Genomic DNA, 15,293 nt, shown 5'->3' with positions numbered 1-15,293 from the left:
GCGCACTCCTACCTCCTATTCAAATACACTTACTTGCTCTTGCAAACATGCCCACAACAAAATATAGTAAACTAGTTTACTAACTTCCAGTCGAGATGGAACAGAATGATTTTTGAAGAACGTATTTGCATTGAAGCCTCACCTCAAGACATATATTCGTTATATACCGATGTCGAAAATTGGAGTCAATGGGATGAAGAAGTTGACTACTCTCATCTCATGGGAGAATTCAAGATCGGTACTAAAGGTATTCTGAAGCCGAGTAATGGACCTAAATCACAGATTGTAATTGCAGATGCTATACCAAATAAGCACTTTACTGTAACAAGTAAACTACCATTCTGCGTTCTATCATTTGAGCATCATTTGCAGGTCAATGGAAAAGCAACTCAAGTAATTCATAGAGTTAAGTTTTCAGGTTTAACTAGTTTTTTGTTTGGGAAAATCATTGGAAAGAAAATCTATAAAGGTCTACCGTCTACTCTTGAAGGACTAAAAAAAAGGGCTGAACACAATGTTTAAGCACGAGCTCCCTTCGAACAGCGTAGGTCTACAGCTCTGGGTTGTTTACAATAAATGGCATTCAGAGGTAATGAAGCACCTCAAGCCTCTAAATATTAATCATACTCAGTTTGTTATACTCGCCTCCATACTATGGTGTAACAAGCATAAAAACGAAACAACACAAGCAGAAATAGTCAATATCACTGGCTTGGATAAGATGACACTATCCAAGTCGATGAAGACTCTAGTCGCTAATGAGATCATAATTAAAGATAAAGACGTTAGAGATACACGTAGTTTTTCGCTCAAACTCTCGAAAACTGGAGAATCTCTAACGAAAAAAGCCATCGCTCAGGTAGAAGAGTTAGATCAGCTATACTTCGAGAGCCTACAAGACCAGAGAGCAATATTCACTTCTCTGCTACTAGGCCTTAAAAATAGTTAAGCGAAAGTAAGGCAAGTTGCAGGGTTTTAAACTGAGTTCAATCCCTCTCTGGCTCACTTTGGGGCAAAAGTGAGTCAGAAAATTCCGAGTGCTTAAATGAGTCTAACTTATAGAATTGTAGCTAAATAAAATACCGAAATATACGGAAATACGAGTTGTTTGGTTTTTTGATGACCATAACGTTCTGTTTTTATTGTTGGTTTTGTAGAATTCCAAATCCGCGTGTTGGGAGTTCGAATCTCTCCACCCCTGCCATATTTAAGGCTCTAGCAGAAATGCTAGAGCCTTTTTGTTTTATGAATCTTATAATACACCATTAGCAGAGCAGCGGATTCCCCGACTTACCAAAACAGCGCGTGTTGGGAGTCTAAACCTCTACTCCTGCCATATTTGAAGCCTCAGCAGAAATGCTGGGGATTTTTTATACCTGTTACTTTTTACACCAGTCCGACCGAGTATTTTGAATGCCGGCTCAGTCCATGCTGCCAAATTTAAGGCTCCAGACTACGCGTCCCAGCAGAAATGTTGTAGCTTCTACTTATTAATGGTTTCACTTAATTCTTCTAGTTTGGATATGTTGATATTCGAACCTTCACGCTTCCGTAGTAGTTCGAAGATCTAGTCGAACAGGAAGGTCTTTTGGTTTTCTATATGTGGGATATTTAAGCTGTCACTTCTTGCCTTGGATGATATTTGACCATAGAAGGGTAAGTGCTTACTTATCCCTGCCTCTTTTATAAACAATCAACAGCACAATCCCCACTTCTTTATGAGAATTATTCTCAATATTTTGTTACATTTTGGTCGTTATTACTAAAAGGCAACAAATATGGATATCTCCCGTCGTAAGTTTATTCAATCATCTCTCGCTATATCAGCACTCACTGTTCTACCCGCTTGCTCAATTAACCGGTCAGTTGATGAGCAAGGTAAGTATGTTTATGACTTAACTGCTGAACCTTCAACAGCTGAGTTAGTCGCGGGATTTGATACCAATGTCTTAGCCTTTGATGGGCAGATCCCAGCTCCGACGATTCGATGTCGACAGGGTGAAAAGGTCACAATTCGTTTTACGAATAAGCTATCAGAGCCGACGACTATCCATTGGCATGGCTTAAGAATCCCTATCGAAATGGACGGTGTTCCCTTCTTAAGTCAGCCACCGATTATGCCAGGTGAAACATTCATTTATGAGTTTACGCCGCCAGATGCTGGCACATTTTGGTATCACCCACATATGAATAGCGTTAAACAACTTGGTATGGGTTTAGTTGGCCTAATTATCGTAGAAGAAAGCACTCCCGTGCTGTTTGACGAAGAACACGCATTGATGCTTAAACATTGGCATATCGACAAGCAGGGTCAATGGAAAGACTTAATGATTCCTCGACTCAGTGCTCGTATGGGCACTCCTGGTGAGTGGAGTAGTGTTAATGGAGTTCATGAACCCGTATATCAGTTGAAGCAGTATGCCGCGACTAGACTGCGTATTGCTAATGTCGATAATACGATCACTTATCCTATTGCTATCGAAGGGGCTGAGGCTTGGGTGATTGCCATCGATGGTAACCCTGTGAAAACGCCTTACAAACTGACTCAACATAAAATTGGTCCAGGGATGCGTGTTGATATCGGACTGATCGCTCCTAAAGCTGGTGAGCGAGTTAACGTTCTCCAAATGAAGGGGCGTTTCCCTCTTTCTTTGTGTGAACTTGAAGTCGTAGATTCAGCATTTTCTCAAGAGCGAGTGTTACCATTATTACCATTGAATCCAGTACCTAACCTAGATCTTGCTAATGCTGAAGAGATCGATTTCGTGTTCGAGTGGGAGGGTGCGGTTTCACCTGTATCTGAAGATGGTAAATCGATGCCTAAATTTTGGCTTACTAATAAACGAGCGTGGGAGGGGATGAGCAAAGACAATATCCCTGAGCCGTTGGCGACTTTAGAGCTAGGTAAGACTTACATATTCGATCTTAAGAACGTCACTCAATATCATCACCCGATTCATATTCATGGTCATACATTCACTGTATTGGAACTTGATGGTAAAAAAATTGAAGAACCTTTCCATACCGATACTGTGTTACTTGGAAAGAATGGTCGAGCTAAAGCTGCATTTGTTGCCGACAACCCAGGACGTTGGATGTATCACTGTCATGTTATAGAACACATGAAAACGGGTTTAATGGGATATATCGAAGTTAAGTGACACCTGTAACGTTTAATATTTGCGCATGCATTCTTAGTTTCTACCCTCGCTTTTATCGGCGTTAAAGCTAGAATATAGGGATTATTGTTTGGGAGGATTCATGGGTCAGTTATCTATTTTAGGTTTTATTGCCATTGGTGGCGCATTTGGTGCTTGTTCGCGCTATTTGATTTCAGAGTTATGTGTGGTGATGCTAGGGCGTGGTTTTCCTTATGGTACGCTAACTGTTAACGTGATTGGCTCTTTAATTATGGGCTTACTCATCGCAGCGTTTGAGAATGAGATGGTTGCGACAGAACCATGGAGACAAATTATCGGTCTTGGTTTCCTTGGAGCACTGACTACATTTTCTACATTTTCGATGGATAACGTGCTTCTTATGCAGCAGGGTGCTTTCTTTAAGATGGGACTCAATGTGTTACTCAACGTGGTTCTCAGCATCTCAGCAGCATGGATCGGCTTCCAACTTTTGATAAAGTCTTAAAACTTTCTTACGATTTGTTAACAACTCGGCTTGGTTTATCCAAGCCGTTTTTATATACTCGATCGAACTTGTCGGAGTGCCATATGGCTGAGACCGTTAACTCGGGATCCGTTGAACCTGATCAGGCTAATACCTGCGAAGGGAACAAGAGTAGATATCTAACTAGAATCCCTCTAGAGATCTATCTCCAGATCACAACTGTATTTCTTACCGTGATCCCTCTTGTAGCATCTAATCCGTCAAGCATTTTTATCCCTATAAATAATGGCTAAAAGCCAAGGAAAAATGCTATGTCGAGTCGTAAACAAGCAAGACTGGAAGCGAAGAATTTCATCGATTCTTTATCCGTACAACCTTATCCAAATTCAAAAAAAGCTTATATCCAAGGATCTCGAGAAGATATTCAAGTCCCTGTACGAGAAATATCACTCGCTGATAGCCTTGTCGGTGGTAGCAAAAAAGAGCCTGTATTCGAACCTAATGTACCCATTCAAGTTTACGATACCTCAGGTGTTTATACTGACCCGACACATCAAATAGACCTGTATAGTGGCCTTCCTAAGTTGCGTGAGCAATGGATTGATGAGCGTGGTGATACGGAACTGTTAGACGATGTAAGCTCTGTTTACACTAAAGAACGTTTAGAAGATGAAACTCTAGACGACCTTCGTTACGGCAACCTACCTAGAATTCGTCGCGCGACTGGCGATCAATGTGTTACTCAGCTGCACTATGCTCGTCAGGGGATTATCACTCCTGAGATGGAGTACATTGCTATACGTGAGAACATGGGACGTCAGAAGTTTGCTGATGAGCAGCTTAACCACCAACATCCTGGCCATAACTTTGGCGCAAACCTGCCGAAAGAAATTACTCCTGAGTTCGTGCGTAAAGAGGTTGCTGAAGGTCGAGCTATTATCCCTTCAAACATCAACCACCCAGAATCAGAACCGATGATTATTGGTCGTAACTTCTTAGTGAAGGTGAACGCTAATATCGGTAACTCTTCAGTAAGCTCTTCGATTGAAGAAGAAGTTGAGAAGTTAGTATGGTCAACTCGCTGGGGTGGCGATACCGTAATGGACCTTTCTACCGGCCGTAATATTCACGAGACTCGCGAATGGATCTTACGTAACAGCCCTGTACCAATCGGTACGGTTCCTATGTATCAAGCTCTTGAAAAAGTGAATGGCGTTGCGGAAGACCTTAACTGGGAAGTGATGCGCGATACTTTGATTGAACAAGCAGAGCAGGGTGTTGATTACTTCACTATCCACGCAGGTTTGTTGCTTCGCTACGTTCCGATGACGGCCAAACGAGTGACCGGCATTGTTTCTCGTGGTGGTTCTATTATCGCGAAATGGTGTCTTGCACATCACCAAGAGAGCTTCCTATATACACACTTCCGCGAGATCTGTGAGATCTGTGCGAAGTATGATGTGGCCCTGTCATTAGGTGATGGCTTGCGTCCAGGCTCTATTGCAGATGCCAATGATGAGGCTCAATTCTCGGAGTTACGTACTCTAGGTGAGTTGACTAAAGTCGCTTGGGAATACGACGTTCAGGTGATCATTGAAGGCCCAGGTCATGTGCCAATGCACCTAATCAAAGAGAATATGGATGAGCAGTTAGAACACTGCCATGAAGCGCCTTTCTATACATTAGGTCCACTGACGACAGATATTGCTCCTGGTTACGACCATATTACCTCTGGTATTGGCGCGGCCATGATTGGTTGGTACGGCTGTGCGATGCTCTGTTATGTAACCCCTAAAGAGCATCTCGGCTTACCAAACAAAGAAGATGTGAAGACCGGCCTGATTACTTACAAGCTAGCTGCACACGCTGCTGACCTTGCGAAAGGGCACCCAGGCGCACAAATCCGAGATAATGCATTATCTAAAGCACGTTTTGAATTCCGTTGGGAAGACCAATTTAATCTAGCTTTAGACCCTGAAACAGCACGTTCTTTCCATGATGAAACTCTGCCACAAGAATCCGGTAAGGTTGCTCACTTCTGCTCAATGTGTGGACCTAAATTCTGCTCGATGAAGATCTCTCAGGAAGTCCGAGAGTATGCGAAAGACACCGAACAAGTGGCCGCGGATCAGGCTATCGAGATTAAGATGCTAGATAATCCGCTGGAAGGGATGCGTCAGAAATCACAAGAGTTCCGTGATACTGGCTCTGAACTTTACCACCCTGCAGTAGGTGCAAAAGAAGCTCAATTAGAGGAATAATGACAGTGAAGATACTCATCCCATCTCAAAATATTGAGTTAACGGGAGAGGTGCAGAACTGTCTATTGGTTGCTAAGCGACAAGGCTTGGCAACCGATGCAGTTGAGTTGGGTGTAAGCCCAACTCAATACTTCTCTATCGTTGACACTCAGCAGGCGTTATCTATTGGCTTTGCTCATGATGTTGATTCATTGGCGGAGTGTCAGCTAGCGAAACTGAACCACGTTGTTGATTACAGTAGTTCAGTCGCGCTAACTGACGTTTGTGATGCCTTTATACAAACTCCGAATACCATCTATGTCGGTGTCTCAGATGATTCAACTGTACTGGATATCTGGTCACACCGGGATGCTAATCGTGCTATCAAGAGTGAAACTACAGCTCATCAGGAGTTAGATAATCGCGGCCACTTTGCTTGGTTACTTACTTTGTTGGCTCTGGAATTCCCATTAGAGGACTCATTAGTTTTAGCTCGCGCATCGTCTAATGTTTCACGTGGAACATGGCCAGCACATTACCAAAACTTTCCAATTCCAGTTTTGGAAAATGAGCGACTGGATATTAGTGTTGGTTGGGCGCACCAAGGAACATCACTTTCGTTCCCTGAATTGAGCAAGAGTAGCCTAGGGCTATATCCTGTGGTTGATGATGTTGAGTGGATCGAAAGGTTGCTCAAGCTCGGAATCAACACTGTTCAACTACGTATTAAAAACCCTCAGCAAGTAGACTTAGAACAACAAGTTGCGCGATCAATCGAGCTTGGTCGAGAGCATAACGCTCAGGTTTTTATCAATGATTATTGGCAGCTTGCACTCAAGTATGACGCGTTTGGTGTTCATTTGGGGCAAGAGGATATTGAAGAATCAAACCTCTCACAGTTGAGCCAAGCAGGTATTAAGATCGGTCTCTCGACTCATGGCTATTACGAGTTGCTACGCATTGTTCAAATCAACCCTAGCTATATTGCGCTGGGACACATCTTCCCAACAACAACTAAACAGATGCCATCGAAACCTCAGGGTTTAATTCGTTTATCTCTGTATCAACAGCTGATTGATACTATCCCATACACAGAACAACTCATCGGTTATCCGACGGTTGCTATTGGCGGTATTGATCAATCGACAGCTGAGCAGGTGTGGGAGTGTGGGGTATCGAGCTTGGCGGTGGTACGTGCGATTACATTGGCGGAAGACCCACATAAAGTGATCGAATTTTTCGAAAAACTGATGGCACCTAAATCTCCAACTCTTAAGGAAGAGGTTATGCAGGAGCCTAGCTATGCTGAGTGACTTTGAATTCATTCGTTATCAACGACAAATTGCGTTACCTGAAGTGGGTGAGCAAGGGCAACGCAACCTACTAAATAGTCATGTGTTGATCATCGGTTGTGGTGGCTTAGGTAATGCTGCGGCTCTTTACCTGGCTGCTTCTGGTGTTGGAAAGATCGTGCTGGTCGATGATGATTGTGTCGATTCATCGAACCTGCAACGACAGGTCGCGTTCAGGGAAAATCAGTTAGGTTCGCCTAAGGTTGAAGCGTTGAAGCAACAATTGAGTGAGCTCAATGGTCGCAGCCAAGTAAGAACCATCAATCAACGAATGAGTGAAAGTCAGCTTGAGCTTGAAGTGATGCTAGCTGACTTAGTGTTGGATTGTACTGACAACTTCGAGTCACGCCAGCAGGTTAACCAAGCATGTTTCAGCGCGAAGACCCCTTTGATTTCTGGTTCTGCAATTGGCTGGAAAGGCCAGTTTATTGTATTTGATTATCAGAATCAGAAAGGGTGCTATCACTGCTTGTTCCCGTTCAGACATCATCCACAAACGACTCGTTGTAGCGATAGCGGCATCATAGGCCCAGTTGTTGGCACCATAGGTAACCTTCAAGCTTTGGCTGCTATTCAACGTCTAACTCGTGGTGAGTTTCAGGTCGCAACACACCAACTCAAACTGTTCGATGGCCAGACGATGAATTGGCAAAACCTTATGGTCACTCAAGATAATGAATGTCCTGTGTGCAGTGCGTCTGTAGTTAAGCATTTAGAAGAAGAAATCCAATGAGCCATATAACGATCTCGATAAACGAACAATCAGAACAAGTAGCACACTCGTCGTCTCTAGCGGACATTATCCAAGTTCTAGCATTACCTGATCTAGGTTGTGTGTTTGCAATCAATAATGCGGTTGTCCCGCGTAGCCAGTGGCAACAAACAGTCGTTAATGAAGGCGACGCTATATCTCTTTTCCAAGCCATTGCAGGAGGCTAACCATGTTAACTATCGCTGATAAGACGTTTCAATCTCGACTCTTCACTGGAACGGGTAAGTTCGCCAATAAGCAATTGATGGCGAGTGCTATCGAGGCTTCAGGTTCGCAATTGGCAACTATGGCGCTTAAGAGAGTTGATATTCGCTCTGAGCAAGACGACATTTTACAACCAATCATTGATGCTGGCGTGAACTTGCTACCGAATACCTCTGGGGCGAAGAGTGCAAAAGATGCCGTCTTTGCTGCGCATTTGGCTCGTGAAGCGCTAGGCACAAACTGGCTTAAACTGGAAATTCACCCAGATCCAAAGTACTTGATGCCAGACCCAATTGAGACGCTTAAAGCCGCTGAGCAACTGGTTAAAGATGGTTTTGTTGTGTTGCCTTACTGCCATGCCGATCCAGTTTTGTGTAAGCGCTTGGAAGAGGTGGGTTGCGCTGCGGTTATGCCGTTAGGTGCGCCTATTGGTTCAAACAAAGGTATCGCTTCGGCAGACTTCTTAGAGATCATTATCGACCAAGCGAATGTCCCTGTGATTGTGGATGCAGGCATAGGCGCGCCATCGCATGCTGCTCGTGCAATGGAAATGGGCGCAGACGCTGTGTTAGTGAATACGGCTATAGCTGCATCTCAACAGCCTGTTGAGATGGCGATTGCTTTTAAGCTGGCGGTTGAGGCGGGTCGAATGGCTTACCTTGCTGGACTTGCAGGAAAAGTATCTCACGCGGTTGCTTCGAGCCCGTTAACTTCATTCCTAGACGAGTAGTATTGCTATGACGTTTGTTGATCAATTTAAACAGCTCAACTGGGATGACATTGGTATGTCTATCTTCAGTAAAACGGCAGCGGATGTTGAACGTGCTCTGAGTAAACCCAAACGCGACTTAGAAGACTTTAAGGCTTTGATCTCTCCGGCGGCAGAACCTTACTTAGAGCAGATGGCACAGCAATCGTTGGCGCAAACTCGTAAGCGATTTGGCAATACGATGTCGCTTTATATTCCTTTGTACCTATCTAACCTGTGCGCTAACGCATGTACGTATTGTGGTTTTTCAATGGAGAACCGCATTAAGCGTCGAACACTTACTTTGGATGAAATTGATGCCGAAAGTGCGGCCATCAAAAAGATGAAATTCGATAGTGTATTGTTGGTCACCGGTGAGCATGAAACTAAGGTCGGGATGAATTACTTTCGACAGGTGTTGCCGAATATCAAAAAGCAATTCAACTACCTTGCGATGGAAGTGCAGCCGCTTGACCAACAAGATTACGCAGAACTTAAAACGCTCGGTTTAGATGCGGTGATGGTTTATCAAGAGACCTATCAACCAAGGACCTACGCTGAGCATCATCTACGTGGTAATAAAATGGATTTTGAATATCGTCTTGAAACCCCTGATCGCTTGGCAAAGGCGGGGATCGATAAGATAGGTATTGGTGCCTTGATTGGTTTGGAAGATTGGCGAACCGACTGCTTCTTTGTTGCTGTTCACTTAGATTACCTAGAGCGTACTTATTGGCAGACTCGCTACTCAATTTCGTTCCCACGCCTTCGCCCGTGCGAGGGTGGAGATTCTAGTGGAGGCTTGCAGCCTAAGTCGATCATGAACGATAAACAGTTGGTTCAGCTTATCTGCGCATATCGTCTCTTGAATCCTGAGGTCGAGCTATCCCTTTCTACTCGCGAATCGGCAACCTTTCGCGATAATGTGTTGCCATTGGGGATCACGAGTATGTCTGCGGCTTCTAAAACCCAACCTGGTGGTTATGCTTCGGGTGAAGAAGAGCTTGAGCAGTTTGAGATCAGTGATGAGAGAAGTGCTGCTGATGTCGAATCGATGATTCGTCAGCGTGGTTTCGACCCAGTATGGCGAGACTGGCACAGTGCCTATTCTGGTTAATCAACATATTGGTTGATGTTCCACGTGAAACATCGATGTAATGATACAGGCAAATAAAAACGGCTACCCAAGGGTAGCCGTTTTGCTATTTGCTATTTAACTTATTAACCTCGCAAGCTCGTGTTGGTTCAGTTAATAGCTTAGCGAAGCATTAAGCGTGAGCCAATGGAGTTGTCGATTGGCGTAACCATTCCAATGTATCACCTTCAACTAATGGGCTAACGTCGTTCCATACCTTCTGATGGTAGTCGTTCAGCCACGCCAGTTCAGGTCGTGTTAGCAAATCAACATTGATGTTGCGCTTATCGATAGGGCAACGAGTTAGCGACTCAAACGTTAGTACTGAAAAATCACCTTGAGTTGGAAGCTCAACTACCAATTCTAGGTTCTCGATACGGATACCAAACTCATCAGCACGGTAGTAACCCGGCTCGTTTGATAACACCATGCCTTCAACAAGAGGTACGTCGATAAGCTTCTTAGAGATGCTTTGTGGGCCTTCATGAACACTTAGGAAGTGACCAACACCGTGACCAGTACCATGATCGTAATCGAAGCCTTCTGCCCATAAGTGCTGACGCGCTAGGATATCAAGTTGGAAACCACGAGTACCTTGTGGGAAACGCGCACGTGCAATGCCAATGTGGCCTTTAAGCGCTAATGTGAACTGCTGGATCATTTCGTCGCTTGGCTGACCAATCGCGATAGTACGAGTGATGTCCGTTGTGCCATCTAAATACTGACCGCCTGAATCGACTAGGTATAGAGTATTCATCTCTAACTGACCTGGTTCAGGTTGATTCTCATGGTTGTAGTGACACATTGCAGCGTTGCCACCTGCTGCTGAAATTGTGTCAAAACTTAAGTCCATCAGCGTTAGGTCTTGCTCGCGGAATGATTGTACTTTGTCTGCTAGTACAGCTTCGTTGTGCAGGTTACCTTGCGCGACTTCTGCATCAATCCAAGACAGGAATTTCGCCATCGCCACGCCATCTCGAATGTGACACGCTTTCATACCTGCAATCTCAGTTGCGTTTTTAGCAGCTTTTGGCATTAGGCATGGGTCTGCTGCTTCAATGATGTGAGCGCCAGCGTTTTGTAGAACAAGCGTGTACCAAGCATTGCTCGTGCCTGAATCGACAGATACATTGTTACCTTCTAGAGACTGAAGGCGTGCTTCAAGCTCTGATGGGTGAGAAACTCGAATACCATTACCAACGTGTGCTTCAAAGCCTGCTGGGATGCGTGCTGGGTCTAGGAAGAAATCGACGCTTTCATCGGCGTGGATGATCGCGTTGGATAACACAACAGGTAGGCGAGATACGTCCAAGCCACGAATGTTAAGCAACCAACAGATTGAGTCTAGCTCGGTAAGGATAGCGGCGTCCGCACCTTTTGCTTTTAGTAAACCAGCAATCTCCGCACGTTTGCTTTCACTTGATTGGCCAACTGCGTCTGTTGCCATTAGGCGAACATCAGACACTACAGGTTCAGGGCGATCAGACCAAAGTTCATCAATTGGATTAGAAGAGAGTGTCGTTAACTCAACTTTCTCTTCTAGTTTTACTTGTGCACCTTTCAACCAAGCGGCGGTGTGCATGCGTGGGTCGAATGCAACCTTGCTGCCTTGTGGCAATGAATTGATGATCCAATCTAAAGCCGGTTCTTCAATAAGGTGGCGATACTCAAATAACTCTGCTGGTACTTGCTTACGAACCTGAACGGTGTAGCGACCATCAACAAAAATAGCAGCAGTTTCACGAGTGATAACAGCGGCACCTGCAGAGCCAGTGAAACCTGTTAACCAGTGAAGTCGCTCGTTATGAGCGGGAACGTATTCACCTAGATATTCGTCTTCATGTGGAATGATAACGGCATCTAGGTTGCTTGTTTCAAGCCAAGCTCGAACCGCAGCAACGCGTTCAGCAGTGATATTGTGCATCTGTTTTTATCCTTATTGTTAGGGTCCTTGTTAACACTCACAGTCGATATACATGCGAGGGGACTTATTAGGTCAATAAGCTAGCGCTTTTGTTCGTTTGCTGCAAACGCTGTACGCCATTTTTATCTAAGGTGCAGAGTTTTTTCTTTGATGATATCTCGCAACCAAGTTAAGGCTGGGTCATTTTCTCTGTCACGGTGCCAAAACAGAGTGTATGCCATCGGTGGGAATTCCATTGGTAAAGGGACAACCACTAAGTCGAGTTGCTTGGCGACGAGGTAAGTAAAGTGGCTTGGTGCGGTAAACACAAAGTCGGTGTAAGTACACAGACTTGCGGCGCTATTGAAGTCTGGAACAGAAATAGCGATATCACGTTGATGGCCAAGATCAGCCAGTTTGTAGTCGAGCAGCCAGCGGTCGTTACCATCACACCTTACTTGTACATGACGCTGCGCAAGGTAGGTTTCCAGATCCCATTTACCACTCAGAGCAGGGTGGTTGCGTCTTAGTACACACATCTGTGCATCGCGGTAGATCTCTTGTTCGCAAATGTCGTCTGGCGGCAGCATAGTTAAACGCGCATCGTTGATGTCGATGTCTTTGCCAGTGAGTCCGATATCTAGTTCGCCAAGTTGCAGCTTCTTAAAGGTTTGTTCTGTCCACGCGTGGGTGTTGATATTGACCTTAGGTGCTTGTCGAAATATCGCCGGTAAGAAATGAGGAAGAATCAGTGGGTACACACTTTCAACGGCAGCAATGTGAAAGCTATGGTCACTGTTGTTGGGAATGAATGTCTCAGGCTGGGTAAGTACATCAAGTTGGTTGATCAACGTTTCTAACCGAGGCTTGAGGAACACAGCTTTCGGTGTTGGTCGTAGGCCATGAGCACTTCGCGTAAAAAGGGGGTCATTAAATTGTTCACGAAGCTTGGCTAGCGACTTACTTACCGCTGATTGGCTCAAGCATAATCGGTGTGCGGTGCGAGTGACACTCAGCTCTTCCATCAGCACTTGTAAGCAAACCAATAGATTGAGGTCGAGGCGTGATAGTTTCTCGATATTCATGTGAGTTTCCTATTTGGAATAATGCTAATGAGTATATGCCATTTTTGTTCATATCTTTAGTTGGTTATTATGCACCTAAATTAACTCATTCGGAGAATCTTGTGCCTTCTAACGCGCTTCCAACCCCTAGTAAACTGCAGGTTGCTTTATTGGCAATGCTGGTTCTATTTAGCCCTCTGGCTATAGATATTTATCTTCCAGCTCTGCCACAAATTTCAACAGCGTTTCACGTGGAACACGCACTAGCACAAGATACGATTACTTGGTTTTTATTCGCCATGGGTGTCGGGCAATTATTTGCAGGCCCTTTGGCTGATAAGCTAGGACGTCGAACCGTTGCATTGGGAGGTGTTAGTATCTATGCATTGAGTGCTTGCTTGGCGTGGGCAGCTCAATCGATTGATATGATGCTAATAGCTCGGCTGCTACAAGGCTTAGGAGCTTGTGCGACTTCTGTAGCAGCCTTTGCGACGGTTCGCGATCTATTTGGCCCTGAGAAGAGTGGCCGTATGATCAGTTACCTTAATGGTGCCATTTGCTTTATTCCTGCATTAGCACCGATTCTTGGTGCGTGGTTGACTCAACAGTTTGGCTGGCGCTCGAACTTCAGCTTCATGGCTGTGTTCGCTGTCGTGGTTGGCACCATTTTGTTTTTCCAAATGAAAGAGTCTAATCCAGCGACAGAAAAGGTCGCGGTGTTCAAACTTGAGCGTTACTGGTCGGTATTGAAAACACCATCATTCATCTTCCATGCGACATTGTGCTTGATGGCAATGGCAGTAATCCTGGCTTACGTTACCTCTGCACCTGTTGTGCTGATGGAAAACCTAGGCCTGACCATGAATGAGTTTACGTTCTGGTTTGGTATCAACGCGGTTATCAACATCACAGCTGCATTCACTGCGCCGAAGTTTATGGACCGTTTTGGTACTTACAAAGCATTGGTTGTCGGTATTTCAACGCTTGGCTTAGCGGGTGTGGTTATGTTACTTCTTGCTGAGCATGCTAGCGCGATCGCATTCATGCTACCGATTTTCCTATCTTCAGTTGGCTTCGCTTGGATTCTTGGTGCCGCAGCCGGTAAGGCACTTGAACCTTTCGGTGACCGTGCGGGTACCGCAGCTGCATTGCTTGGTTTGTTCCAAATGAGTGGCTCAGGTTTACTGGTTGGTACCATGCAGCGCCTTGATTTAACATCACAAGTGATGATTGCGCTACAAATGTTCCTGATTGTTCCAGCATTGTTAGTGCTTGCGAGCAAAGCAGGTAAGTCGTGGCACACGACGTTTGCTAAGGCATAAGTCTCAAGGGTGACAAAATATACAAATGGCGGTTTGCGAAACGTTAAAACATGGTATATTTGTCACTCATTGAAACGTTAGTCCCCAACGGAAAATACTGTAATGTCATTAACAACCTACGAAATGGCGCGCATCTTAGAACAAATGGAAGATGCACCTGAAAAGGTCATGTTTGGTAAATTGCTTAAAGAGCTAGGAAACCAAAGTGAAGAGCGTATTCGCAGTGCGGCAAAACAAGTTCCAATCGATACTTTGCGAGACATCATTTACCAATTTCAGCGTGTGGTAGAGTCTCGTAAGGGTGAGCAGGTTCAGCTACTAGCAAAAGAGCTAGCCGAGCAAGGTATCTCTGCTGAAGAGCTACAAGCTTTTCTAAACAAGTAGTTTATTCCAGATAAAAAGAAACCACTCAATTGAGTGGTTTTTTGCGTTTTGGACCTATGTAAATTTAGAGACCATGGAAAAGAGGTTTAGCTTTTGAATTGCGCTTTTAAGATTCTATCAAGTGAGAATGGCCCAGCGCCCCATACGACAACGATAAGAATCATTAATCCCCACAACTGATGATCATAGAAGCCTTGCGCCCATAACACTGGGTAAGACACAACCGCAATGATATTGAAAACGAACAGCACCGCTGCCATAGGTCGTGTTAATAGACCAAGCGCTAATAATACCGGCAGAATCAATTCAGCTGCGGTGCCCATGTAGGCGGCTAACTCCCAAGGTAACAGTGGCACTTGGTATTCCAACTCAAACAAGTAAAGGGTGCTATCCCAAGTCGCTATCTTGGTTAGGCCAGAATTAAAGAATACCCACGCTACCCATAGGCGACAAAATAGCAGTAGCACCGGAACAAAGAGTGCTTGTGATTTCTCAATCAAACTGTCGTATTGAGCCATCATGTTTGTGACTGTGTTGTTATCCAT

At 44.7% G+C, this 15,293-nt stretch carries 15 protein-coding genes and 1 riboswitch; of the genes, 12 read left to right on the top strand and 3 right to left on the bottom strand.

Going from position 1 to position 15,293, the window contains the following annotated elements; genetic code table 11:
* Positions 1–105 precede the first annotated feature (105 nt).
* The 10 genes from ACED25_RS19910 to thiH all read left to right on the top strand — a co-directional run bounded on the left by ACED25_RS19910 (position 106) and on the right by thiH (position 10,057).
* Complete coding sequence (locus ACED25_RS19910) at positions 106–522, top strand: SRPBCC family protein (RefSeq protein ID WP_016767833.1); 417 nt, start codon at positions 106–108, stop codon at positions 520–522.
* Positions 515–949 (top strand): MarR family winged helix-turn-helix transcriptional regulator, encoded by a 435-nt coding sequence (locus tag ACED25_RS19905; RefSeq protein WP_016767834.1) that lies wholly within the window; start codon positions 515–517, stop codon positions 947–949. Before ACED25_RS19910 ends, ACED25_RS19905 begins: the two co-directional genes overlap by 8 nt.
* An 829-nt stretch (positions 950–1,778) precedes the next feature.
* A complete protein-coding gene (locus ACED25_RS19900) occupies positions 1,779–3,161 on the top strand; it encodes a multicopper oxidase family protein (RefSeq protein ID WP_371695932.1) in 1,383 nt (460 codons plus the stop codon).
* A gap of 100 nt (positions 3,162–3,261) precedes the next feature.
* Complete coding sequence (gene crcB, locus ACED25_RS19895) at positions 3,262–3,645, top strand: fluoride efflux transporter CrcB (protein ID WP_004736665.1); 384 nt, start codon at positions 3,262–3,264, stop codon at positions 3,643–3,645.
* A 62-nt stretch (positions 3,646–3,707) separates the two neighbouring features.
* Positions 3,708–3,806, top strand: a riboswitch (TPP riboswitch).
* 129 nt (positions 3,807–3,935) lie between these two features.
* Positions 3,936–5,885: a phosphomethylpyrimidine synthase ThiC gene (gene thiC, locus ACED25_RS19890; RefSeq protein ID WP_017103336.1), complete on the top strand. Its 1,950-nt coding sequence runs from the start codon at positions 3,936–3,938 to the stop codon at positions 5,883–5,885.
* Positions 5,885–7,177, top strand: coding sequence for a thiamine phosphate synthase (locus ACED25_RS19885; protein ID WP_371695931.1), 1,293 nt, complete (start codon positions 5,885–5,887; stop codon positions 7,175–7,177). Before thiC ends, ACED25_RS19885 begins: the two co-directional genes overlap by 1 nt.
* Positions 7,167–7,949: a ThiF family adenylyltransferase gene (locus tag ACED25_RS19880; protein WP_371695930.1), complete on the top strand. Its 783-nt coding sequence runs from the start codon at positions 7,167–7,169 to the stop codon at positions 7,947–7,949. Before ACED25_RS19885 ends, ACED25_RS19880 begins: the two co-directional genes overlap by 11 nt.
* Entirely contained in the window at positions 7,946–8,155 is a 210-nt protein-coding gene (gene thiS / locus ACED25_RS19875; protein WP_010440653.1) for a sulfur carrier protein ThiS, read from the top strand. The genes ACED25_RS19880 and thiS overlap by 4 nt, the downstream gene beginning before the upstream one ends.
* 2 nt (positions 8,156–8,157) lie before the next feature.
* Positions 8,158–8,922, top strand: coding sequence for a thiazole synthase (locus ACED25_RS19870; RefSeq protein ID WP_102249483.1), 765 nt, complete (start codon positions 8,158–8,160; stop codon positions 8,920–8,922).
* A gap of 7 nt (positions 8,923–8,929) precedes the next feature.
* Complete coding sequence (gene thiH / locus ACED25_RS19865) at positions 8,930–10,057, top strand: 2-iminoacetate synthase ThiH (RefSeq protein ID WP_371695929.1); 1,128 nt, start codon at positions 8,930–8,932, stop codon at positions 10,055–10,057.
* Positions 10,058–10,208: 151 nt separating this feature from the next.
* Here thiH and ACED25_RS19860 read toward each other — a convergent pair whose 3' ends face one another.
* On the bottom strand, positions 10,209–11,999 hold the full coding sequence (locus tag ACED25_RS19860) for an aminopeptidase P family protein (protein ID WP_371695928.1): 1,791 nt from the start codon (positions 11,997–11,999) through the stop codon (positions 10,209–10,211).
* A 122-nt stretch (positions 12,000–12,121) separates the two neighbouring features.
* Positions 12,122–13,063, bottom strand: a complete 942-nt coding sequence (locus tag ACED25_RS19855; RefSeq protein WP_012605070.1) for a LysR family transcriptional regulator — start codon at positions 13,061–13,063, stop codon at positions 12,122–12,124.
* Positions 13,064–13,164: 101 nt separating this feature from the next.
* On the opposite strand from ACED25_RS19855, the gene ACED25_RS19850 reads away from it, so the two are divergent.
* Together ACED25_RS19850 and ACED25_RS19845 are read left to right on the top strand one after the other, a co-directional pair.
* Complete coding sequence (locus ACED25_RS19850) at positions 13,165–14,364, top strand: multidrug effflux MFS transporter (RefSeq protein ID WP_371695927.1); 1,200 nt, start codon at positions 13,165–13,167, stop codon at positions 14,362–14,364.
* Between the two features lie 102 nt (positions 14,365–14,466).
* The gene (locus tag ACED25_RS19845; protein ID WP_004736654.1) at positions 14,467–14,748 is read left to right on the top strand and encodes a hypothetical protein; all 282 of its coding nucleotides are present in this window, start codon (positions 14,467–14,469) and stop codon (positions 14,746–14,748) included.
* An 86-nt stretch (positions 14,749–14,834) separates the two neighbouring features.
* On the opposite strand, the gene ACED25_RS19840 is transcribed toward ACED25_RS19845, so the two are convergent.
* The gene (locus ACED25_RS19840) at positions 14,835–15,293 is read right to left on the bottom strand and encodes a DoxX family protein (RefSeq protein WP_371695926.1); all 459 of its coding nucleotides are present in this window, start codon (positions 15,291–15,293) and stop codon (positions 14,835–14,837) included.

It is taken from the genome of Vibrio sp. 1F263 (assembly GCF_041439035.1).
GTDB classification, from domain to species: domain Bacteria; phylum Pseudomonadota; class Gammaproteobacteria; order Enterobacterales; family Vibrionaceae; genus Vibrio; species Vibrio tasmaniensis_A.
Note: the sequence above shows the minus strand (reverse complement) of the source record. Positions and strands in the feature narration are given on the sequence as shown.